This is a genomic window from Salinarimonas sp. (assembly GCF_046292825.1).
GTDB lineage: Bacteria > Pseudomonadota > Alphaproteobacteria > Rhizobiales > Beijerinckiaceae > Salinarimonas.
Window position 1 is genome coordinate 122739 of the sequence record NZ_JBKBQG010000001.1, and the last position, 21951, is coordinate 144689.

Genomic DNA, 21951 nt, shown 5'->3' on the forward strand with positions numbered 1-21951 from the left:
CCGATACCATGTAGAGCGCGCGCTGCCCAGCGCTCCCCGCGTGGGGACGGCCGGGCGGCAGCCGCACGACGACGAGATGCGAGGGGAACGAGCCGATGATCCGCTTCGTGAAATACGAGAACGGGCAGCCGCGGGTGGTGACCATCCCGCGCTGGGCCATCGGGCTCGGGCTCGCGGCCGCCTTCCTCGTCGGGCTGATGGTGCTGGTGCTCGCCGCCGGCATCGCGCTCGTCGCGGTGCCCGCCATCATCGTCGCCGGCGGCGTCGCCGCCTGGCTCGGGCGCGGCAAGGCTTTGTCGGGCCGCAACGCGGTCGCGCCGCACGGCGAGACCTTCGGCCGCGAGCCGTTCGCGCGCGAGCCGTTCGCTGGCGCGCGCGATCCCCGCCGCCCGGCGCCCGACGGGATCGAGGATGCCGAGTTCCGGGTCGTCGATCGCGACGAGCGGCGATGAGCGATCGCGTCGAGCGCGATTCCGACGGCTTCCACGTCGACGCGAAGACGATCGGGGAGGGGTTCGGGATCGAGCCCGCCGAGGTCGTCCGCCACCTGCGCGAGGGCACGATCACGAGCCTCGTCGAGCGCGGCGAGAACGAGGACGAGGGCCTGTGGCGCCTCACCTTCTTCCACGCGAGCGCGCGCTATCGCCTGATCGTCGACGAGACCGGCGCGATCCTCAAGCGCTCCCGCATCGCCTATGACGGCGTGCCCCTGCCGGCGGCTCTGCGCAGACGCGGATCCTGAGAGCGCGCGGGGAAGCGCGACGATGCGCGCAACCCAAATGCCACGTCCCGCGTTCGCTGGGGCATGCAGATCCGACGCCGACACGACTGGAAACTGACCGCCGACGAGGCCCTCGCCCTCGAGGCCGACCTGCGCGGCGAGGTGGATGTGGGCCGAAAGCTCGCGGTCGACGCGATCGGGCTCATCGCCGGCGTCGACGTCTCCATCAAGGACGACGAGGCGCACGCGACCGTGGCGGTGCTGACCTTCCCCGATTTCGCGCTGGTCGAGGTGGCGCACGGGCGCGGGCCGGCGATCCTGCCGAACCTTCCGAACTTCACGAGCTTCCGCGAGGGGGCCGCGCTCTGCGAGGCCTTCGAGCGGCTCGACGCCGAGCCCGACGTCTTCCTGTTCGACGGGGCCGGCATCGCCCATCCGAGCCGCTTCGGCACCGCCTGCCATCTCGGGCTGTTCCTTGAGCGCCCGACGATCGGGTGCGGCAAGACGCGCCTGTGCGGACGCTTCGCCCTCCTGCCGGAGGACAAGGGCGCCATGGCGCCGCTCGTCGAGGACGGCGAGACGATCGGGATGGCGGTGCGCACCCGCACCCGCATGAACCCGATGTTCATCTCGCCGGGCCACCTCGCCGATCTCGACGGCGCCGTCGAGCTCGTCCTGCGCTGCACCGACAAGTACCGCCTCCCCGAGCCGATCCGCGTCGCCCAGAAGGCGGGTCAGGAACAGCTCGCGTGAGGCGGACGGCCGCTCACCGGATCGGCGTGAGCGTCTCCCGGCCGGCCCCGTCTTCGCCCGTCACGGTCCAGGTGCCGCGCAGCGTGCCGTCGGCGAGGATGTCGTAGACGACGAGGCCGAAATAGCCGTCGAGCTCGTAGGCGGCGGCGAAGACGTCGCCGTGACGCATGCAGATGCCCTGCGCGCTCGAGCCGGTCTCCCACTCGATGACGCAGGTCGTGTCGCTGATCACCGTCACGGTGGCGAGCCCGGAATAGGACGTGCCGTCGAGATTGGTGCCGGAGACGCGGTACGCGCCGCCCAGATCGCGGGCGAGCGCGGGGGAGGCGGCGACGAGCGCCACCGCGAGGAGGCCCGTGGCGAGTGCTCTCATGGCCGGCCCCCGCTCATTCCCAGACGACGTCGTTGTTGCGCACCGTGATCGTCGAGATCGAGCAATAATCGATATTGCCCTCGAAGAAGGTCCCGTCCGAGAAGTCCATGCGCGTGCGCACGCGGCAATCGCCCTGGTCGGTGCCGAAATCCATGATGAAGGTCTCGCCGGGCAGAACGATCTCGTCGAGCCAATTGTGGCTCCAGGCGCCGCCTTCGCGAGTCTGGAAGGAGAGGATGTTGGCGTTCGACCGGTTGACGAGGTCGAACTCCCAGCTCGCCGCGGATACCGGCGTGACGAAAAGGCTCCCCGCGAGAACGAGGGAGGCGGCGAAGACCGTATTGCGCATGGCGTTTGGCCCCGATGGCGGAAACGCCGCGAGGATAAGCACGAGCTTGGCCGTTCCGCAAGCGAGCGCGACTTGCGCGTGACGTCGTCGCGCCCGCTGCGTTTCGTCGTGGTGAACGCGCCGCTCAGCGGATCGGCGCGTATTGCTCCGGCGGGCGGGTGGTGGCGCGCGGCTCGTAGGGCGCGGGGCGGCGCGGCTCGTCGTCGAACGGGCGCCGACGCGCAGGCGCGTCGCGGCGGACCGGCATGCCGCGCCGGCCCTGCGCCGGCAGCCGCTCGGGCGCCATCAGCCACGCCGCGAGGCCGAGCCCGGCGACCGCCGCCGTCGCGCCGATCGCGAGCGAGGCGACGGGGTGGAGCGCCGCCTGCGTGTAGAGGCTCGACGAGGCGTGGTAGCCCGTCGGCTCGCCGTGAATGGCGCCGCTCGAGCCCGCCCGGTGGAAGCCGCGTCCGCCCTGCGGCGGCCGACGCGGATCGCGCGCGGTCGCGTAGAACATCTTCTCGAAGACGACGTCGGCGAGCGACGGGAACAGCCGCGCGAGCGCGATCTGCGCGCGCCCCGAGCCGCCGATCACGATATGCCGCACCGGGTGCTCGGCCGCGCGCAGGACGGCGCGCGCGACGCTCTCCGGCGCGTAGACCGGCGGCGGCACCCGCGAGGCGACGTCCATGTCGTTCTTGGCATGCGTGCCGAAGGGCGTGTCGATGCCGCTCGGCTGGATCAGCGTCACCGAGACGGGGGCGTCGTCGTGGCGGAGCTCGAGCCGAAGCGAATCCGTGAACCCCTTCACCGCGAATTTCGAGGCGGTATAGGCCGAGAGCAGCGGCGCGTGCACCTCCGACGAGATCGAGCCCATGTTGATCAGCGCCCCGCCGCGGCGGCGCAGGTGCTTCAAGGCCTCGGTCGAGCCGTAGACCACGCCCCAGTAATTCGTGCGGAAGATGCGCTCGTGGTCCTCGTCCGAGATCTCCTCGAGCCGCGCATAGGCGCCCACGCCCGCATTGTTGAAGAAGGTGTCGAAGCCGCCGTAGCGCTCGATCGTCGTCTCGACCACGCGGCGCATCTCGTCGCGGCGGCCGACGTCGGCGGCGATGTAGTCCGCGCGCCCGCCGTCGCGGCGGATGTCCTCGCAGATCCGCGCGAGGCCGTCCCGGTCGCGGGCGACGAGCACGACGCGCGCGCCGCGATCGGCGGCCATGCGCGCGGTCGCGAGGCCGATGCCGGAACTCGCGCCCGTGATCACCATCGTCTGGGCGTGGAGCGGCTTCAGGTCGAGGCGGGGCATGGTGGTTCCTTCGAGGCTCGGGTGGCGGGGTCGCTCGTGCGTGCCAAATGCGAGGCGCGCGAGCGGGGTTCCGCGCTTTGACATCGCGCCCGCGCTTTGCATGATCGGCGCCCCGTCCTCGGAGCCGTGACCCATGATCGAGCCCGTATCCGCCTTCTCCCGCATCGGCGAGGAGAACGCCTTCGCCGTCCTCGCGCGCGCCGTCGCCCTCGCGCAGGGTGGCGCGGACGTCGTCAATCTCGGCATCGGCCAGCCCGATTTCGCGACGCCGCCGCACATCGTGGAGGCGGCGATCGCGGCCCTGCGCGACGGGCATCACGGCTACACGCCCGCGACCGGAATACTCCCCCTGCGCGAGGCGATCTGCGCCGACATCGCCCGGCGCACCGGCGCCGAGGTCTCGCCCGATCGCGTGATGGTGGTGCCGGGCGGCAAGGTGACGATGTTCATGGCGATCCTGATGCTCGGCGCGCCGGGCGTCGAGATCCTCTATCCGGACCCGGGCTTCCCCATCTACCGCTCGATGATCGAGTTCACCGGCGCGACGCCCGTGCCGATCCCGATCCGGGAGGAGAACGGTTTCGCCTTCTCCGCCGCCGAGGTGCTCTCGCTCCTGGGTCCGCGCACGCGCCTCGCCATCGTCAATTCGCCCGCGAACCCGACCGGCGGCGTCACCCCGCGCGCGGAGATCGAGGCGCTCGTCGCGGGGCTCGCCGCGCATCCGCAGGTCGCGATCCTGTCGGACGAGATCTACGGGCAGATGACCTATGACGGACAGGCGCACGTGTCGCTCCTCTCCTTTCAGGAGATCCGCGACCGGCTGATCTTCCTCGACGGCGCGTCGAAGACCTATGCGATGACGGGCTGGCGGCTCGGCTGGTCGGTCTGGCCCGATCGCCTCTACGACGCCGCCCGCAAGCTCGCGGTCAATTCCTTCTCCTGCGTCAACGCCGCGACCCAGCATGCCGGCATCGCGGCGCTCGAGGGGCCGCAGGATTGCGTCGGCGAGATGGTCGCCGCCTTCGATCGGCGCCGCCGGCTCGTCGTGGAGGGGCTCAACCGGCTGCCGGGCGTCTCCTGCATCGTGCCGAAGGGCGCCTTCTACGCCTTCCCCAACATCCGCGACACCGGCTGGCGCGCCAAGGCGCTCGCCTCGGCGCTCCTCGATCGCGCCCATGTCGCGACGATCGGCGGGCCCGATTTCGGCCTGCACGGCGAGGGTTATCTGCGTCTGTCCTACGCGGCGTCGGAGGCCGCGATCGAGGAGGCGCTCTCGCGCATGGCGCGCTTTCTGGAGAGCGAGCGACCGGCCTGATCGATCCTTGCGCGGGAGGAACCGTCACCGGGCGATCGGCCTTGAGGAGGGCACGGGCCCGTCCCGCCGCAACATCAGGAGAGATCGACGATGAGAACCTCGCTGCCCCTCGCCTTCGGGATGCTCGTCGCGCTCGCGACCGCCGCGCCCGGTGCCCATGCGCGCCCTCCTGCGGACGCGCTGCCGCTCTCCGAGGTGCTCGCCACGCTCGAGGGCACGGGTGACGTCGCGTATTTCGACGAGGTCGAATGGGACGACGACGGCTATTGGGAGATCGATTACGTGCGCCCGGACGGAGGGCGCGTCGAGCTGCGGGTCGATCCGACGACGGGCGCCTCGATCGCGCGCTAGAGCGGCGCTTTTCGACCTGATGAAATCAGGTCGAAGGCTCTCGGTCTCCGTCCTCCGGCATCGTCTTCACCGACGGGCATCCATTCGGTGGGATGACGCTCCAGCGCCCGCCCACGAAAAAGCCCCGCCTCCGCGAGGGAGACGGGGCCGATCTCGGCGCGCCGGCGCTGAGGACGGCGGCAGCGCTCAGACGAGCGCGAGCTTGTCGGCCGAGGACTTGCCGGTGCGGCGGTCGGCGACGACCTCGAAGGAGACCTTCTGGCCCTCGTCGAGACCGCGCAGACCCGCGCGCTCGACGGCGGAGATGTGGACGAACACGTCCGCTCCACCCTCGTCGGGCTGAATGAAGCCGTAGCCCTTGGTCGTGTTGAACCACTTCACGGTACCGGTGCGCATGACGTAGACCTTTCCAGGCATGCGGTTGGTTTCGGGCGCTCGCAAGCGGGCGCCCACGAAATATCGATGTCTGGTAGAGGGTCGTCAGCCGCGCGGGACTTCGGTGCCGCGCTTCGTGGCCAAGTCGTCCGGCCGAAACTCGATGATCTCCAGATAAGGGATGAATGCGGTTTTTCCAAGACGTAATGTCCCCGATCCCCTGTGGAACGCCTCCCGCAGCGGTTCAGCGGGTCGCGGCGACGAGCCCGCCATCCACCACGAGCTCGGTTCCGGTGACGTAGCGCGCCTCGTCGCTCGCGAGGAAGAGCGTGGCGTTGGCGACGTCCCAGGCGTCCCCCATCCGCCCCATCGGCACCTGCGCGTTGCGGGTGGCGACGAAGCCCTCGTAATCGCCGCCCGCATACTTGTCCGCGAGCCGCCGCACGAGCGGCGTGCCCATCAGCCCCGGCACCACCGTGTTGAGCCGCACGCCGCGGCTCGCGTAGAGCACCGCCGTCGTGCGCATCATCTGCATGAGCGCCGCCTTGCCCGCGGCATAGGCGACCTGCGGCTTGCCGATGTAGCGAAGGCCCGCGACCGAGGCGATCGAGACGATCGCGCCCGCCCCCTGCGCCTCCATGATCGGCAAGACCGCCTTGCAGCAGAGATAGGCGCTCTTGAGGTTGACGTCGATCTGCGCGTCGAACGTCGCCTCGTCCATCTCGACCGGTCCGCCGGGCTCCGAGCGGCCGACCACGTTGACGAGGACGTCGATGCGCCCGTGCCGCGCATGCGCGTCGGCGACGAAGGCCTCGACGTCGGCGCGGATGGTGGCGTCGACGACGTGGACCTCGCACGAGCCGCCCTCGCGGGCGATCAGCGCGCGGGTCGTCTCGGCCGCGGCTGGGTCGCGATCGCAGCCGACGACGTGGGCGCCGCGGCGGGCGAAGGCGGTGGCGATCGCCTGCCCATTGCCCCAGCCTTCGCCCCTGCCGCCGTCGGCGAGCGATCCGCAACCGGTGACGAGGACGATGCGTCCGTCGAAGTCGAGCATGGAAATCTCCCTCTTGCGCATGCGGAGCCGGAGCCTGGGGCTTCCACCTTAGAGGCAACGCCATGCTTTACGTAAGGTAAATCACGCGAGCGCGATTGCGTCCGAGGATGAAACGGAGCTTTTCGAGGTTCGTGCCTAACATCCGGTAATCGGATGGAGGCTCCCCATGTTCGGTTTCGGGAAAGACAGGAAAGGCAACGTCGCGATCGTGTTCGCGCTGAGCATCCTGCCGGTGCTCGCCACGACCGGCGCGGCGGTCGATTTCGGCCGCGCCGGCAACGCGCGCGAGTTCATGCAGGTCATCGGCGATCGCACGGTCGTCGCGGTGGCCGCGGCGGACGTCGATCGCGCGGCCTCGTCGCTCGCCTCGGCGAAGCAGGCGATCTTCGCGCATTTCGGAGACGACATCTCCGACGTGCGCGTGAGCGGGCGCTGGCTCGACGATCGCCATTTCGCGGTGACGGTGGAGGGACGTCTCGCCATGCGCATGGTCCAGGCGGTGCCGGGCATGCCGCAGAACATGAGCATAGCCGTCGAGAGCATCGGCCGGCGCATCCCGCCGACCTATCGCGTCCTGCCGCCCCGGCGCATGCTGCTCGAGCCGGAGGCCGCCGACTACAACCGAATCTACATCTATTGCTTCGACCCGAGCCGCATCCACGAGGCGGATCGCGGGCGCAGCCAGCTCACGCCGCTCGCCGACAACGGCACGCCGCCCACGGATTTCGAGAGAACCGTCCCGGGCTGGCGTCTGCCGATCTGCGGTCCCGGCGAGGTGCCGAGCTACAAGCTGCGCAACGTCCGCAGCGCCCGCAGCAATCCCGCGGCCTGGGACGACCCGCGCCGCGAGGTCTACGAATACTTCACCGATTCGAGCTTCGTGCCGGGCACGGACCGTCTCGTTCACACGATCCGCGGCGCCCGCGTCTTCGCGGACGGGCGGCGCGACCAGATCGACATGTCGAACAAGCCCATCCTCGAGACCGTCCTGTGCCGGACCGACGAGGAGTGTCGCAACGTCTCGCAGGGCGGCATCATCCCCAACCGTCAGACGAATCGCGATCCGCGCGTGGCGACCGGCGAATGCCATCCGGGCATGCTGATGTATTTCGGCTGGGAGGACCGCCCGCCGGGGCTCGGCTGGACGGACCGCGACTACGACGACATCCGCCTCGTCGTCAGCTGCCCCGAGCAGGAGAAGTTGACCGACAAGCAGGTGACGATCGTGCGCTGAGCCGCCGGCTCAGCCGCCCGCGAGTTCGGCGATGCGGGCCTTGAGCCGGGCGTTCTCCGCCTCGAGCGTTCGGATGCGCGCGCGCAGGGCGTCGATCTCCGGCGTCGCGATCGGCGGCGCCGGCGCGGCGGCGGGAGCGGATGCGGATGCGTCCAGGAAGGCGACCCCGGCTTCCTCGCCTCGGCGCCAGCGCAGCTCGCATCGGTGGACGGCGTTCTTCTGGGCGATCGCCAGATCGAAATGCGTCGGCAGATTCAGCGATTCCGAGAGCGTCAGCTTGGCGCCGGTCTCGGACAGGTTGCGCACCACGCAGGACGCCGTCCCGATGCCGCCGGCATAGCGGATCGTCCCGGCGATCAGCACCCGGTGGCGCGGCGCGACCCGGCCGTCCACCCCGCTCCCGCTCTCGCCCTCGATCGTCGTCGACATCGCGCGTTCCCCCGCGCGAACAGGATCGCAGACGTCGTTGAGGAAAGCGTTAAGCGGCGTCCTCAATCGGCGGCCGGTCCGGTGGCGGGCGCGGCGGCGTCCGCCCGCGGCGGCCAGCTGAAATCGTCGGCACGGCCCGGCACCGGCGCCGGCGCGAGACCGTCGGCGAGGACGCGCTCGGTCGCGAGGCGCGCGGCGCGGTCGACGCGCGGCCGCTCGACGAGGAGCTGCGCGCCCCCCGCGCTCGCCGAGCCGGTCAGCGGGAGGACCGGCCCGATCGCCGGAGCCGCGCGCGGCACCACCGGCTGCGCCTCCGCCTCGGGCACGAGGAGGGGGCTCACGAGATGCGCCATGATCTCGTCGATCTCGGCGGTGGCCTCCTGCGATGGCGGCGCGGTCTCCCGAGCGATCCCGACCGGGGGCGGCGTCTCCGCGGCGAGGAGGCGGCGCAGCTCGATCTCGACGAAATGCGCGGCCTTGCGGCTGCCGGCCGGTGTGAAATGGATGCCGTCGCTCGCGCGCAGCCGCGCGATCCGCCCCTCGAGCGTCGGGCCGTTGGCCGCATAGCGGTCTTCGTCGTCGACGAAGCCCTGCCAGATGTCGACGAAGATCCCGTTGGCGGCGTGCACGCGCGCGCGGATCACCTCGTTGATCGCCTGCAGATCGGTCGTCAGCCGTCGCGCGCTCGTCGGCGGCAGGCCGACCCAGACGAGCGGCCGCCCATCCGCCGCGAAGCGCGCGAGGATGGTGTCGACGCGCGCGGCATAGGCCTCCTTCCAGGCGTCGCCGAGCGGAGGAAGCCGCCCCTGCGGCGTGGCGATCTCCTGACGATCGTTGAGCCCCACCAGCACCACGCCGATGTCGAAGGGAGGATCTGCGGCGAGGATCGGCTCGACCTCGGCGCGCCAATCGTGGAAATCGTCGCGGACGAGCCCCGACGAGCCGCGCGAGCGCGTGACGACCGCGACGTGGGGCTTGTCGGCGAGGACCTCGGCGAGCCCCGCGCCGAGATTGTGGGCGAGCGAATCGCCGAAGACGACGATCCGCCGCGTGATCTCGACCGCCTCGGGAGCCGGGGCGGCGGCCTCGCGGGGGGCGGCGACCGGGCGCTGGGGACGCGGGGCGCGCTGCCTCTGCGGCTCGGCCGCCTGAGGCGGCGGGGCGGGGCGGATGCCGAACAGCTGGAGCCACGGATTGGCGGCCGGCGCGCCTTGCTGCGCGGGTGCCTGCGCCTGCGCATCGGCCGCCTCGGGCGTCGCGAGGAGGCACGCCGCGCAGACGAGCGCGGCGACGACGAGGCCGGTGGGCCGGCGGCGGGGCGAGGACCGTGGTCTCATGCCCCGGAAACATAGCCGCAAAACGCGCCCGCGTCAGGCCCCCCTTCAGTCGTCCCGCGGCGCTCGGCGCGGAGAACCGTCGATCTCAGCGCCGAAGCGCCTCGAGCACCGCGACGTCGGCGAAGCCGTCCGGCGTGAGGCCGCGCGAGAGCTGGAAGCGGCGCACCGCCTCGCGGGACTGGGAGCCGATCTTGCCGTCGATCGTGCCGTCGTAGAGGCCGAGCCGGGAGAGGCGCTCCTGCAATTCGCGCCGCTCGTCGGCCGACAGCATCCGCTCGCCCCGCGGCCAGGTGCCGCGAACGCCGGGTCGCCCGGCCAGGCGCTCGCCGAGGAGGCCGACCGCGAGCGCGTAGGAATCGGACGCGTTGTAGCGCTTGATCACGTCGAAATTGGCGGTGACGAGGAAGGCGGGGCCGCGCGCGCCGGCGGGGAGGAACAGCGTCGCCTCGCCGGCATTCGGCAGCGCCGCGCCGTCCGCGCGCCGCACCCCCGCCCGCGCGAAGCCGGAGAACGCCATCGTGCGCTGGGAGAAGTCGAAGCCCGCGGGCACCACCACCTCCATGCCCCAGGGCAGCCCCGGCTGCCAGCCGTGCTGGCGCAGGTAATTGGCGGTCGAGGCGAGCGCGTCGGGAATCGAGTTCCAGATGTCGCGGCGCCCGTCGCCGTCCCCGTCCACCGCGAAGCGCAGATAGCTCGTGGGCATGAACTGGGTGTGGCCCATCGCGCCCGCCCAGGAGCCGTTGAGATCGCCGCGGGCGATCTTGCCCTCCTGCAGGATCTGCAGCGCAGCGAGGAGCTCGTCGCGGAAGAAGGTGCCGCGATGGCCGACATGGGCGAGCGTCGCGAGCGAGCGGATCACGTCCATCGAGCCGGTGAACGAGCCGAAATTCGTCTCCATGCCCCAGACGCCGAGCACGATCTCGCGGGGCACGCCGTAGGCGCGCTCGACGGAGGCGAGCGTCGTGGCGTGGCGCGTGCGCGCCGCCTCGCCGAGCCGCAGCCGCTCGGCCGAGATCGCGTTGTCGAGGTATTCCCAGATGGGCCGCGTGAACTCCGCCTGGCGCTGGGTGAGCTCGACGACGCGCTCGTTGGGCGTCACGCCGGCGAAGGCACGGTCGAAGGTCGCGCGCGAGACGCCGCGCGCCTGCGCCATCGGCCACAGGCTCTCCACGAAGGAGGAGAAGGAGCCCCGCGGGGCCGGCGCGCTCGGGCCGGTCGTCTGGGCCGGGGCGAGGCTCGCGGGCGCGGTCGAGGCGGTCTGATCGACGCGGAAGGCCGAGCCGATCCCCGCCGTTCCCATGCCCACGCAGCCCCCGAGCGCCAAGGCGGTCAGCGTGAGGAGCGCGGCTTTCGGCACGCGGCGGGCGGTGTAGTCTCGGGACATGGGCGGGTCGCTCGTCGTGAACGGGAGGTTACGCGATGAGAGAGGAAGCGACCAGATCGGGGTGAAGGAAGGATTAAGGGGGGTGGGACCACACCGGACGGAAGCCCTCGCGGGCGGCGCCGTTGTCGAAAAATACAACTTCCAAAAGTCGTCTTCGGCCTTATGCTCTCTACCTCGCGCGCCGTGCCGAACGGTCGCGTGTGGGACGTATCGGCTCGGGGACGCGCATGGAACCTGGTGGAGACGAGCCGAAGCTCCTTCGCATCGGCGAGGCGAACGTGACACTCGGACTTGGGGCCTTTCTGGGAGCCTTGACGACCGCGACCGTGCTGGTGATCGGTTCTGGTGCTTGGGTCGCGTCCGGGATCAAGGACGACGTGTCGAGCATCCGTCGCGCCGTGGAAGACGGCGGCCGGCGCTCGGCGGAGGTCACATCCGAGCTGAGAGCGCTCGTCGCCGAGGTGCGAACGTCGAACCAGTTCCTGCGGGACGGAGTGACGCGCATCGAAGTCGCCAATCGCGAGCTGGTGCAGCACATGTCCGGCCTGAGCCGCGAGCTCGCATGGCTCGAGCAACGGCTCGCAATCCAACAGGCAAACGCTCCCGCGATCAGCATCGACGCCCTCGAAGCGCTCACCTCCGCCCTGCAAACGCCGGCCGGCGAGGGGCGCGTGATCGTCGTGCCGGCTTGGACCGGCCAGACGATCGCGGCGCCGCCGCAATAACGATTTCCTCACCCCCCGTTCGTCAGCCGCCGCTCCCACGCGAGCGCCTGGGCGACGATCGTGTCGAGGTCATCGTGGCGGGGGGTCCAGGCGAGGAGGTCGCGGATGCGGGTCGGGTCTGCGACGAGCGCGGCGGGGTCGCCGGCGCGGCGGGGCGCCTGCTCGACGGGAAAATCGATGCCGGAGACGCGCTTGACCGTCTCGATCACCTCGCGCACGGAGGCGCCGCGTCCGTAGCCGCAATTGAGGACGAGGCTCTCGCCCCCCGCGCGCAGATGTCGCAGCGCGGCGACGTGCGCGTCGGCGAGGTCGCTCACCTGGATGTAGTCGCGCACGCAGGTGCCGTCCGGCGTCGGGTAGTCGGTGCCGAACAGGGACAATTTCGGCCGCGCGCCCAGCGCCGTCTGCGCCGCGACCTTGATGAGATGGGTCGCGTTCGGCGTCGACTGGCCGATGCGCCCCTTCGGATCGGCGCCCGCCACGTTGAAATAGCGCAGGATCGTGTAGCCGAAGCCGTGGGCGGCCGCCGCGTCGCGGATCATCCACTCGCTCATCAGCTTGGAGCGGCCGTAGGGGTTGATCGGCGCGGGCGTCGCATTCTCGTCGAGAATGCCGATCTCCGGCTCGCCGTAGACGGCCGCCGTCGAGGAGAAGACGAAGCGCTCGAGCCCCGCGCCGATCGCCGCTGCGAGGAGCGCGCGGGTCTTCACGGTGTTCGCCTCGTAATAGCCGAGCGGGTCGGCGACCGAATCCGGCACGACGATCTTCGCCGCGAAATGCAGGATCTCGGCGACGTCGTTCTCGCGCATCGTGCGCGCGACGAGCGCCGCGTCGGCGATGTCGCCTTCCACGAGGCGCACGCCCTCGGGGATCGCCCGGCGTACGCCCGTCGAGAGGTCGTCGAGGACGACGACGCGCTCGCCCGCGTCGAGGAGCGCGAGCACCGCATGCCCGCCGATGTAACCGGCCCCGCCGGTGACCAGAACCGCCATCCCCGTCTCCCGAAATTCCCGCCGCGCGAAGGGCGCGGTCGGCCGAGCGGCACTTTACGCCGAGCGCCCCGTTGGGGCATCCTCACATGAGCCACCCGCGACGGATGATGCAACGTCCGCCCTAACGTGGCGTTATGAGCACGGGCCGCACCCGCTCGCCACCCCGCGAGCGCTCTTTCGGGAAGATCCATGAAGCGCATCCGCAAAGCCGTCATCCCCGTCGCCGGTCTCGGCACCCGTTTCCTGCCGGCGACGAAGGCGGTGCCGAAGGAGATGTTGACCGTCGTCGACAGGCCTGTCGTGCAGCACGTCGTCGACGAGGCGCGCGAGGCCGGCATCGAGCACGTCGTCTTCGTGACCGGCCGCAACAAGGGCGCGATCGAGGATCATTTCGACATCGCCTTCGAGCTCGAGACGACCCTCGAGGCCCGCGGCAAGACGGCCGCGCTCGAGACCGTGCGCGCGGCCCTGCCGAAGGCGGGCGCGACGAGCTTCACCCGCCAGCAGGCGCCCCTCGGGCTCGGCCACGCGGTCTGGTGCGCGCGCGAGATCGTCGGCGACGAACCTTTCGCGGTGATCCTGCCCGACATGCTCTCGAAGGGCTGCATGACGCAGATGCTCGCCGCGTACGAGCGCCACGGCGGCAACCTCATCGCGGTGGAGGAGGTGCCCGAGGACGAGACGCACAAATACGGCATCGTCGCGGTCGAGGAGGATTACGGCCGGACCTTCGCCATCGGCGGCATGGTCGAGAAGCCCGCGCCGGGCACCGCGCCCTCGAACCTGATCATCTCGGGCCGCTACATCCTGCAGCCCGAGATCTTCGGCCTTCTCGAGAGCCAGGAGCGGGGCGCGGGCGGCGAGATCCAGCTCACCGACGCGATGAAGCGGCTCGCGAAGACGCAGGATTTCTTCGGCGTGCGCTACGAGGGCGCGACCTACGACACCGGCTCGAAGCTCGGCTTCCTCGTCGCCAATCTCGCCTACGGCCTCGCCGACCCGGAGATCGCCGCGGCGTTCCGCGCCGAGATCGAGAAGCATCTGCGGGCCTGATCGGGAACACGCCGCGAGCGGCGCCGTTGCATTCCTCCGCGAGGCCGCCCCCGGGCCTCGCTCGAGGAGGCGTACGCGCGCGATGGAGGCCTATCTTCCCACGCTGATCGGGACCGCGGCGGGCATCTGCTCGACGGCGAGCTTCGTGCCGCAGGTCTGGAAGTCCTGGCGGCTCGGCGACACCGAGGCGATTTCGTTGAAGATGTACGTCGTCACGGTGACGGCCTTCTCCCTGTGGATCGTCTACGGCCTGTTCATCGCGAGCCTGCCGATCGTCGTGTTCAACACGCTGAGCCTCGGGCTCGCGACGAGCGTCCTCGTGATGAAGCTGCGCAACACCCGGCGGGCGCGCCGCGCGGCCACCGTCGAGACGGGCCTGCCCCGATGAGCGCCGCGGCGGCCGATCGGGCCGTTGAGGATGCCGGCATCGTCGATCCGCAGGACGCGGCCGAGAGCGCGGGCCTCTCCTACGTCTCCGACGAGGAGCCGGGTATCAGGCGTCGCAAGTCGGGAAAGGGGTTCTCCTATCGGGGGCCGGACGGGCAGACGATCCGCGACGCGGACACCCTCGCGCGCATCCGCTCGCTCGCCATCCCGCCCGCCTATACGGACGTGTGGATCTGCCCCGATCCGGACGGGCACGTCCAGGCGACGGGGCGGGACGCGCGCGGCCGCAAGCAATACCGCTACCATCCGCGCTTCCGGGAGGTGCGCGAATCGACGAAGTTCGAGCACATGCTCGCCTTCGCGCAGGCGCTGCCGGCGATCCGCGCGCGGGTCGATGCCGACATGCGCCGCCCGGGCCTCTCGCGCGAGCGGGTCGTCGCGACGATCGTGCATCTCCTCGAGACGACGCTGATCCGCATCGGCAACGACGATTACGCCCGCGAGAACCGCTCCTACGGCCTCACCACCCTGAAGGAGCGGCACGTCGAAGTGGAGGGCGCGACGCTGCGCTTCGTCTTCCGCGGCAAGGGCGGCAAGGATTGGAACGTCTCGGTGCGCGACCGCCGCGTCGCCCGCGTTCTGCGCGCCCTGCAGGAGCTCCCCGGCCAGCGCCTGTTCCAATATCGCGACGAGGAGGGCACGCGCCAGAGCGTCGATTCGGCGGAGGTGAACGCCTATCTGCGCGAGGCGAGCGGCGGGCTCGCCGTGACCGCCAAGGATTTCCGCACCTGGGGCGGCACGGTGCTCGCGACGCTCGCGCTGCAGGAGCTCGAGGGCTTCGAGAGCGAGCGCGCGGCCAAGCGCCACCTCAAGGAGGCGATCACCCGCGTCGCCGCGCGGCTCGGCAACACGCCGACGATCTGCCGCAAGTGCTACGTCCACCCGGAAGTCCCCTCCGCCTTCCTGTCGGGCGAGCTCGCCCAGGCCATGCGCGAGGCGGCGGAAGCGGCGCTCGTCCACGAGATCGAGGGCCTCACGCCGGAGGAAGCGGCCGTCGTCGGCATGCTGCGCGCGCGTCTCGCGCGGTGAGGGGTGGGGGCGGCGCTCTTTCCTTCCGCTGCTGGTTTGGTAATCGATATTTGCGATGTCATCCCGGACGCCGAAGGCGATCCGGGACCCATAACCGCCAAGGTCACAGTCGCAGCCTGTAGGCTGCGTTTCTCCGACGAAGGCTGCCCGACGGGAGCGGAACGAGCGCGGCATGCGCGCTCGAACGATCCTCCAGACTATGGGTCCCGGGTCCGCTTCGCGGCCCGGGATGACAGCCTTCGAGAGAGATTCCCAGGCGCCGAGATGAATGAGGGGCGCCCCCCATGGGTGCATCTACTTAGGAACCGGCTCCTCGGCGTCGCGTTGGCACCAGGATCTTCTGCAGCGTTCCACCGGCCCTCGCCGCGGGACGGTGCTCTCGTGCGGCGCGGCTCCCCCGGCGCGTCGCGTCTGCCGTGCCGCGCCGGTCTCGACGACGCGGGCGATCCACCTCGCGCCCGAGGGAGCCCCCCGATGGAGCTCGACGCCCTGTTCCTGTCGCGCGTCCAGTTCGCGTTCACGATCGCCTTCCACATCATCTTCCCCGCCTTCACCATCGGGCTCGCGAGCTGGCTCGCGGTGCTCGAAGCGCGTTGGCTCATGACGCGCAACATCGTCTTCAAGAACCTCTACAAGTTCTGGGTGAAGGTCTTCGCCGTCTCCTTCGGGCTCGGCGTCGTCTCGGGCATCGTGATGTCCTACCAGTTCGGCACGAACTGGTCCGGATTCTCGGATTTCACCGGCAACGTCATCGGTCCCGTCATCGCCTACGAGGTGATCACCGCCTTCTTCCTGGAGGCGGCCTTTCTCGGCATCATGCTGTTCGGCTGGAACAAGGTCGGCGACCGGCTGCACTTCTTCGCGACCTGCATGGTGGCGCTCGGCACGCTGCTCTCCGCCTTCTGGATCCTGTCGGCGAATTCCTGGATGCAGACGCCCGACGGCTTCGAGGTCGTGAACGGCGTCGCGGTGCCGGTGAGCTGGCTCGAGATCGTCTTCAACCCCTCCTTCTTCAACCGCTTCACGCACATGGTGCTCGCCGCCTACCTGACGACCGCCTTCGCGGTGGCGGGCATGGCGGCCTACATGATCATCCGTGCGCGTCGGCGCGGACGGGAGACGGGCGAGAGCGTGCGCATCGAGGGCGCGCGGCGCTCGCTGTCGATGGCGACCGCCTTCGCGGCCGTGTTCGCGCCCGTGCAGATCTTCCTCGGCGACCTGCACGGCCTCAACGTCCTCGCCTATCAGCCGACGAAGCTCGCCGCGATCGAGGGCAATTGGGAGACGCAGGCCGGCGCGCCCTTCCTGATCTTCGCGATCCCCGACGAGGTGAACGAGGTCAACCGCTTCGAGCTCGGCATCCCCAATCTCGGCTCGCTGATCCTCACCCACGAATGGGACGGGGTGCTGCCGGGCCTGCGCGAGGTGCCCCCCGAGATGCGCCCGCCGATCTGGCCGGTGTTCTTCTCCTTCCGCGTGATGGTGCTGATGGGCTGCCTCATGCTCGCCGTCGGTTCCTGGAGCGTGTGGCTGCGCTGGCGCGGGCGGCTCTACGACAGTCCGGCCTTCCTGTATTCGTGCCTGTTCATGCTGCCGTCGGGCTTCATCGCGGTGCTGACCGGCTGGTTCACCGCCGAGATCGGGCGACAGCCCTACGTCGTCTACGGCCTGCAGCGAACGGTCGACGCGGTCTCGCCGGTGACGACGGCGGCGGTGGCCTCCTCGCTGATCGCCTTCGTGATCGTCTACGCGATCGTGTTCACGGCGGGCACCTACTACCTCTTCAAGCTCCTCCATCGCGGCCCCGACGAGCACGAGCCGATGCCCGGCGAGACTCTGGCGGAGCGGCCCAAACGCCCCTTCTCGGCCGGCGCCGACCGCCTGCAGGGCGCCGACCGGGGCGCGACCGGGTGAGGGGCGGCACGAGAACCCCTCTCCCATCCGGGAGAGGGGAGAGCGTCGGGTCTGTAGACAGGCCAATACGAGGAGGCCGTCATGTTCGGATATGCCGAGAATCTGGAAGGCCTCGCGCTCTGGCTGCCCTTGATCTGGGCAGGGCTGATCGCGGTCGCGGTGATCATGTACGTGATCATGGACGGCTTCGATCTCGGGGTGGGCATCCTGTTTCGCCCCGCGGCGAACGAGAATTGGCGCGATCGGATGATGTATTCGGTCGCCCCGATCTGGGACGGCAACGAGACCTGGCTCATCCTCGGCGGCGGCGGGCTCTTCGCCGTGTTCCACCTCTCCTATGCGCTCCTGATGCCGGCGCTCTACGTGCCGCTCCTCGTGATGCTGCTGGCGCTCGTCTTCCGCGGCGTCGCTTTCGAGTTCCGCTTCAAGGCGGACACCTCCAAATATCTCTGGGACGCCTCGTTCCACTGGGGCTCGCTGGTGGCGACCTTCGCGCAGGGCATGGTGCTCGGCGCCTTCGTTCAGGGCTTCACCGTCGTCGGGCGCGAATTCGCCGGCGGCACGCTCGATTTCCTCACCCCCTTCTCGGTGGCGACCGGCATCGGCCTCGTGCTCGGCTACGGGCTTCTCGGCGCGACCTGGATCGTGATGAAGACGACGGGGGATCTCGAGATGTGGGCGCGCGCCAAGGCCAAGCGCTACCTCCTGGGCACGATCGCGATGATGGCCGTCGTCTCCGCCTGGGTGCCCTTTCTCGGCGTCGAGATCGAACGGCGCTGGTTCGCGATGCCGAACCTCCTCTATCTCGCCCCGATCCCGCTGCTCACCGCGCTCTGCGCCTTTCTGATCTGGCGCGGGCTGGAAAACGGCGGGCAGCGCTCGCCCTTCCTCCTCACGATCGCGATGTTCCTGCTCGGCTTCCTCGGGCTCGGCGTGAGCCTCTTCCCCTACATCGTGCCGCCCTCCGTCACGATCTGGGACGCGGCGAACACCGTCGACAGCCAGATCTTCGCCCTCGTCGGCTTCTCGATCGTGATGCCGGTCACCTTCGCCTACACGGCCTACGCCTATTGGGTCTTCCGCGGCAAGGTGGCGGAGGACATCAAGGACACGGGATACCATTGATGCGCGAGGGGACCCGGCGCATCCTTTGGTTCGTCGCCCTCTATGTCGGCGGCCTCGTGGCCTTCCTCGCTTTGTCGCGGCTGTTGCGGGCGATCGTGGTGGGATGAGGCGGGGAGCTCGCCCCCGCCGCCCTTCGCTTACCGCACCCGCTCGAGGATCGAGACGTAGTTCGCCACCGCGGCGCCGCCCATGTTGAAGATGCCGGCGAGCGTCGCGTCCTCGATCTGCATGCCGCCGGCCTCGCCGCAGAGCTGCATCGCCGAGAGCGCGTGCATGGAGACGCCGGTCGCGCCGATCGGGTGGCCCTTGGCCTTGAGCCCGCCCGAGGGGTTGACCGGGAGCCGTCCGCCCTTGAGCGTCAGGCCCTCGGCGACCGCGCGCGCGCCGTGGCCCTCCGGCACGAGGCCCATCGCCTCGTATTCGATCAGCTCGGCGATCGTGAAGCAATCGTGCGTCTCGACGAGGGAGAGGTCGTCGAGCGTGAGCCCGGCCTCCGCCAGCGCCCGCCGCCAGGCCACCGCGCAGCCCTCGAACTTGAGGATGTCGCGCTTCGACATCGGCAGGAAATCCTGCGCGTGCGCGGTCGCGCGGAAGGCCACCGCGCGCGGGAAGCGCATCGCGGTCTCGCCGTCGGCGATCACGAGCGCGGCCGCGCCGTCCGAGACGAGCGAGCAATCGGTGCGCTTGAGGGGGCCCGCGACGAAGGGGTTCTTCTCGCTCTCGGCGCGGCAGAAATCGAAGCCGAGATCCTTGCGCATCTGCGCGAACGGATTGGCGACGCCGTTCGCGTGGTTCTTGGCCGCGATGCCGGCGAGCGCATCCGACTGGTCGCCGTGGCGCTGGAAATAGGCGGCCGCGATCTTGCCGAAGACGCCCGCGAAGCCCGCCGGCGTGTCGCCGTCCTCGGGCAGGTAGGAGGCCTTGAGGAGGTTCTTGCCGATCTCGGGGCCGGGCGTCTTCGTCATCTGCTCGACGCCGACGACGAGCACGACCCGCGCCGGGCCGGCCTTGATGGTCTTGAGCGCCTGATGCACCGCCGCCGTGCCCGTCGCGCAGGCGTTCTCGACCCGCGTCGCGGGCTTGAAGCGCAGCGCGTCGGAGGCCTGGAGCACGAGGCCCGCCGTGAATTCCTGGGGCGAGAAGCCCGCGTTGAAATGGCCGAGCACGATCTCGTCGACCTCGCCCGCCTCGATCCCGGCATGGGCGAGCGCCTCGGTCGCGACCCGCACGATCAGGCTCTCGACGGTCTCGTCCTCGTGCTTGCCGAACGGCGTATGGGCCCAGCCGACGATGGCAGCATTCATGGCGTCTCTCTCCCGCGGGATTGTCGTTGACCGGGGTAAAGTGAGGCGCGCCGCGCGGGCGCGCAAGAGGCGAGGGCCGCCCCTCACAGAACGAGGACGCCCGTGCCCTTCGCCTTGTCCTCGGGTTCGACATGGATCGTGATCACGGCCTCGCCGACCTCCGCGCGCAGACCCGCCTCGATCCGGTCGCAGATCGCATGCGCGTCGGACACCGGCAGCGCGCCCGGAACGACGAGGTGGAAATCGATGAAGGTGACGCGGCCCGCGCGGCGCGTGCGCAGATCGTGCGCCTCGAGCGCCCCCGTCGCGGCGTCCGTGATCCGCGCGTGGATGCGCGCGAGCTCCTCGGGCGCGACCGCCTCGTCCATCAGGCCGCCGATCGAGGATTTGACGAGCCCCCAGCCCGACCAGAGGATGTGGATCGCGACGGCGAGCGCGAGGATCGGATCGAGGATCGCCCATCCGGTCGCGTAAGCGAGGCTCACCCCGCCGACCACCGCGATAGAGGAGGCGACGTCAGCCTGGAGGTGGCGCCCGTCGGCGACGAGGGCGGGCGAGCGGTGCTTCGTCCCCGCGCGCACGAGCACCCCCGCCCAGACCGCGTTGATCACGCCGGCGACGACCGCGAGCGCGAGCCCGAGCGCGAGCGCCTCGGGCTCCTGCGGATCGAGGATCGCGCCATAGGCGGCACGCGCGATCGACAGAGCCGCGACCACGATCAGGACGCCCTCGAGCACGGCCGCGAAATATTCCGCCTTGTGGTGGCCATAGGGGTGGTTGATGTCGGCCGGCATCGCCGAGAGGCGAATCGCGACGAGCGCCGCGCCGGCCGCCGCGACGTTGACGATGCTCTCGAGCGCGTCCGAATAGAGCGCGACCGATCCCGTCACCCAGAAGGCGGCGAGCTTCAGGCCGAGCACCAGGAGCCCGATCAGGATGCTGCCGATGGCGAGGCGCGTCACGGTCGTCACGGCGCGGCTCCTCTCGCTCGGTTGCGCTGCGAGGCGAAGCCTTAGGCGACGCGTCCGCCCGCGTCCACCCGTCCGCGCCGCTCCGACGGCGCGACGACGCTGGGGAACCCGCGTCAGGCTCGACCGTTTTGCCGCTCTCCCGCGGCGTGGAACCGCTGGACGAGCGGAGGATCGACGTGAGCGAGCGGGAGGGAAGGGGCGGGCGCAACGGCCTCGCGAACGGGCAAGGAAACGGCGCGTCGCGCGGCGAAGCGAAGCCGACCTTGCGCCTGCCGCGCCCGGTCTCCGTGTCGATCCACATCGCGGCGCTCGTGCTCGGCGCGGGCGCGCTCTATTTCGGGATGACGCTGTTCCTGCCGCTCGTGCTCGCGGTGCTCGGCGCGCTCACCCTCTCGCCGATCACGCGCTCGCTCGCCCGCCGCGGCCTGCCCCCGGCGCTGAGCGCCCCGGTCATCGTGCTCGGCCTCGCGCTCGCCTTGGGCGTCGGCATGCTCCAGCTGCGCGGGCCCTTCGGCGAGTGGGTCGCCCGCGCCCCCGAGATCTCCCGCGAGCTCCAGCTCGAGTTCGAACGCCTGCGCTGGAGCTTCCGGGCCGTCGAGGAGGCCTCGCGCCAGGTCGACGAGGCGACGAAGGCGGCGAGCGATCCGACCGTGGCCGAAGTGGTCGTGCGCGAGCCGGGCTTCCTCGCGGCAGCCTCGACCGGCGCCCTGAACGTGCTCACGACGCTCGGCCTCGCGACGCTGATCGCGCTCTTCCTGCTCGCCGCGGGCGACCACGTCCACCAGCGCATCGTGCACGTCCTGCCGCGCTTCCACGAGAAGAAGACGGCGCTTCGCATCGTGCGCGACATCGAGCGCTCGGTCTCGCGCTATCTCCTGACGATCACGCTGATCAATTGCGGGCTGGGCGTCGCGGTCGCAACCGCCATGTGGATCGTCGGCATGCCGACGCCGATCCTCTGGGGCGTGATGGCGACGGTGCTCAACTTCATGCCCTATCTCGGCGCGATCCTCGGCGCGGGCATCGTCGGCGCGATCGCGCTGGTCACCTTCGACACGCTGCCCTCAGCGCTCCTCGTGCCGGCGGTCTACATCGCGTTGACCGCGACGGAGGGCAACGTCGTCACGCCCCTCGTGCTCGGGCGGCGGCTCGACGTGAACCCGGTCGCGATCCTCATCGGCGTGACCTTCTGGGGTTGGATCTGGGGTCCCGTGGGCGTCCTCATCGCGGTGCCGATCCTCGTCGTCGTCAAGACGATCGGCGACCATCTGCCCTCCTGGCACGTCATCGCGACCTTCCTCGGCGGTCCCCCGACGATCGACGAGGACGAGGAGGACGAGCCGCCGCCGCGACGGGATCAGCCGCAGGAGAGGGGCGGCGCGGAGCGGGCGGCCGAGGAGGCGCGCCCCCGCGCGCTCGCGGGCGAATAGG

The 21951-nt window shown here is 70.4% G+C and carries 24 protein-coding genes; 13 read left to right on the forward strand and 11 right to left on the reverse strand.

Translation table 11 applies throughout. The features are described from left to right. The first annotated feature begins 95 nt into the window (after positions 1 to 95). From ACK4UM_RS00585 to ACK4UM_RS00595, 3 genes are all read left to right on the forward strand, one after another. Positions 96 to 452: a hypothetical protein gene (locus ACK4UM_RS00585; protein ID WP_409794114.1), complete on the forward strand. Its 357-nt coding sequence runs from the start codon at positions 96 to 98 to the stop codon at positions 450 to 452. After that, a complete protein-coding gene (locus ACK4UM_RS00590) occupies positions 449 to 742 on the forward strand; it encodes a DUF6522 family protein (protein WP_409794117.1) in 294 nt (97 codons plus the stop codon). The genes ACK4UM_RS00585 and ACK4UM_RS00590 overlap by 4 nt, the downstream gene beginning before the upstream one ends. A 63-nt stretch (positions 743 to 805) precedes the next feature. After that, complete coding sequence (locus ACK4UM_RS00595; RefSeq protein WP_409794119.1) at positions 806 to 1474, forward strand: endonuclease V; 669 nt, start codon at positions 806 to 808, stop codon at positions 1472 to 1474. A gap of 13 nt (positions 1475 to 1487) precedes the next feature. On the opposite strand, the gene ACK4UM_RS00600 is transcribed toward ACK4UM_RS00595, so the two are convergent. From ACK4UM_RS00600 to ACK4UM_RS00610, 3 genes are all read right to left on the reverse strand, one after another. Then, on the reverse strand, positions 1488 to 1847 hold the full coding sequence (locus ACK4UM_RS00600) for a hypothetical protein (protein ID WP_409794122.1): 360 nt from the start codon (positions 1845 to 1847) through the stop codon (positions 1488 to 1490). A 13-nt stretch (positions 1848 to 1860) separates the two neighbouring features. Continuing rightward, positions 1861 to 2196 (reverse strand): hypothetical protein, encoded by a 336-nt coding sequence (locus ACK4UM_RS00605; RefSeq protein ID WP_409794125.1) that lies wholly within the window; start codon positions 2194 to 2196, stop codon positions 1861 to 1863. A gap of 124 nt (positions 2197 to 2320) precedes the next feature. Continuing rightward, positions 2321 to 3481: an SDR family oxidoreductase gene (locus ACK4UM_RS00610; RefSeq protein WP_409794128.1), complete on the reverse strand. Its 1161-nt coding sequence runs from the start codon at positions 3479 to 3481 to the stop codon at positions 2321 to 2323. Positions 3482 to 3614: 133 nt separating this feature from the next. On the opposite strand from ACK4UM_RS00610, the gene ACK4UM_RS00615 reads away from it, so the two are divergent. Continuing rightward, positions 3615 to 4796, forward strand: coding sequence for a pyridoxal phosphate-dependent aminotransferase (locus tag ACK4UM_RS00615; RefSeq protein ID WP_409794130.1), 1182 nt, complete (start codon positions 3615 to 3617; stop codon positions 4794 to 4796). A gap of 90 nt (positions 4797 to 4886) precedes the next feature. Then, positions 4887 to 5147 carry a PepSY domain-containing protein gene (locus ACK4UM_RS00620; RefSeq protein WP_409794133.1) on the forward strand — a complete coding sequence of 87 codons (261 nt, stop codon included), beginning with the start codon at positions 4887 to 4889 and terminating at the stop codon, positions 5145 to 5147. A 186-nt stretch (positions 5148 to 5333) separates the two neighbouring features. On the opposite strand, the gene ACK4UM_RS00625 is transcribed toward ACK4UM_RS00620, so the two are convergent. After that, positions 5334 to 5543 carry a cold-shock protein gene (locus tag ACK4UM_RS00625; protein ID WP_409794748.1) on the reverse strand — a complete coding sequence of 70 codons (210 nt, stop codon included), beginning with the start codon at positions 5541 to 5543 and terminating at the stop codon, positions 5334 to 5336. Between the two features lie 223 nt (positions 5544 to 5766). Beyond that, on the reverse strand, positions 5767 to 6576 hold the full coding sequence (locus ACK4UM_RS00630; RefSeq protein WP_409794136.1) for an SDR family NAD(P)-dependent oxidoreductase: 810 nt from the start codon (positions 6574 to 6576) through the stop codon (positions 5767 to 5769). Between the two features lie 166 nt (positions 6577 to 6742). On the opposite strand from ACK4UM_RS00630, the gene ACK4UM_RS00635 reads away from it, so the two are divergent. Beyond that, positions 6743 to 7810 carry a TadE/TadG family type IV pilus assembly protein gene (locus ACK4UM_RS00635; protein WP_409794140.1) on the forward strand — a complete coding sequence of 356 codons (1068 nt, stop codon included), beginning with the start codon at positions 6743 to 6745 and terminating at the stop codon, positions 7808 to 7810. 9 nt (positions 7811 to 7819) lie between these two features. Here the strand turns inward: ACK4UM_RS00635 and ACK4UM_RS00640 are convergent, their stop codons facing one another. From ACK4UM_RS00640 to ACK4UM_RS00650, 3 genes are all read right to left on the reverse strand, one after another. Then, positions 7820 to 8239: a PilZ domain-containing protein gene (locus ACK4UM_RS00640; protein ID WP_409794143.1), complete on the reverse strand. Its 420-nt coding sequence runs from the start codon at positions 8237 to 8239 to the stop codon at positions 7820 to 7822. A gap of 62 nt (positions 8240 to 8301) precedes the next feature. Further along, the gene (locus ACK4UM_RS00645) at positions 8302 to 9576 is read right to left on the reverse strand and encodes a DUF459 domain-containing protein (RefSeq protein WP_409794145.1); all 1275 of its coding nucleotides are present in this window, start codon (positions 9574 to 9576) and stop codon (positions 8302 to 8304) included. Between the two features lie 85 nt (positions 9577 to 9661). Next, positions 9662 to 10960: a lytic murein transglycosylase gene (locus tag ACK4UM_RS00650; RefSeq protein ID WP_409794148.1), complete on the reverse strand. Its 1299-nt coding sequence runs from the start codon at positions 10958 to 10960 to the stop codon at positions 9662 to 9664. A gap of 311 nt (positions 10961 to 11271) precedes the next feature. Between ACK4UM_RS00650 and ACK4UM_RS00655 the strand changes: the two genes are divergently transcribed. Then, positions 11272 to 11685: a hypothetical protein gene (locus ACK4UM_RS00655; protein WP_409794151.1), complete on the forward strand. Its 414-nt coding sequence runs from the start codon at positions 11272 to 11274 to the stop codon at positions 11683 to 11685. Between the two features lie 8 nt (positions 11686 to 11693). Here the strand turns inward: ACK4UM_RS00655 and galE are convergent, their stop codons facing one another. Then, on the reverse strand, positions 11694 to 12677 hold the full coding sequence (galE, locus tag ACK4UM_RS00660; protein ID WP_409794154.1) for a UDP-glucose 4-epimerase GalE: 984 nt from the start codon (positions 12675 to 12677) through the stop codon (positions 11694 to 11696). Positions 12678 to 12866: 189 nt separating this feature from the next. On the opposite strand from galE, the gene galU reads away from it, so the two are divergent. The 5 genes from galU (at position 12867) to cydB (ending at position 18245) form a co-directional block, all read left to right on the forward strand. Continuing rightward, positions 12867 to 13730, forward strand: coding sequence for a UTP--glucose-1-phosphate uridylyltransferase GalU (gene galU, locus ACK4UM_RS00665; RefSeq protein WP_409794157.1), 864 nt, complete (start codon positions 12867 to 12869; stop codon positions 13728 to 13730). Between the two features lie 82 nt (positions 13731 to 13812). Beyond that, entirely contained in the window at positions 13813 to 14118 is a 306-nt protein-coding gene (locus ACK4UM_RS00670; protein WP_409794160.1) for a SemiSWEET family sugar transporter, read from the forward strand. Next, positions 14115 to 15206 (forward strand): DNA topoisomerase IB, encoded by a 1092-nt coding sequence (locus ACK4UM_RS00675; protein WP_409794163.1) that lies wholly within the window; start codon positions 14115 to 14117, stop codon positions 15204 to 15206. Before ACK4UM_RS00670 ends, ACK4UM_RS00675 begins: the two co-directional genes overlap by 4 nt. Positions 15207 to 15680: 474 nt before the next feature. Next, positions 15681 to 17120 carry a cytochrome ubiquinol oxidase subunit I gene (locus ACK4UM_RS00680; RefSeq protein WP_409794166.1) on the forward strand — a complete coding sequence of 480 codons (1440 nt, stop codon included), beginning with the start codon at positions 15681 to 15683 and terminating at the stop codon, positions 17118 to 17120. A gap of 81 nt (positions 17121 to 17201) precedes the next feature. Continuing rightward, entirely contained in the window at positions 17202 to 18245 is a 1044-nt protein-coding gene (gene cydB / locus ACK4UM_RS00685) for a cytochrome d ubiquinol oxidase subunit II (RefSeq protein ID WP_409794169.1), read from the forward strand. Between the two features lie 137 nt (positions 18246 to 18382). On the opposite strand, the gene ACK4UM_RS00690 is transcribed toward cydB, so the two are convergent. Together ACK4UM_RS00690 and ACK4UM_RS00695 are read right to left on the reverse strand one after the other, a co-directional pair. After that, positions 18383 to 19549: an acetyl-CoA acetyltransferase gene (locus tag ACK4UM_RS00690; protein WP_409794172.1), complete on the reverse strand. Its 1167-nt coding sequence runs from the start codon at positions 19547 to 19549 to the stop codon at positions 18383 to 18385. An 83-nt stretch (positions 19550 to 19632) separates the two neighbouring features. After that, the gene (locus tag ACK4UM_RS00695) at positions 19633 to 20520 is read right to left on the reverse strand and encodes a cation diffusion facilitator family transporter (protein WP_409794175.1); all 888 of its coding nucleotides are present in this window, start codon (positions 20518 to 20520) and stop codon (positions 19633 to 19635) included. Positions 20521 to 20696: 176 nt separating this feature from the next. Here ACK4UM_RS00695 and ACK4UM_RS00700 point away from each other — a divergent pair, with 176 nt between their 5' ends. After that, entirely contained in the window at positions 20697 to 21950 is a 1254-nt protein-coding gene (locus ACK4UM_RS00700) for an AI-2E family transporter (protein WP_409794178.1), read from the forward strand. The last annotated feature ends 1 nt before the right edge of the window (position 21951 follow it).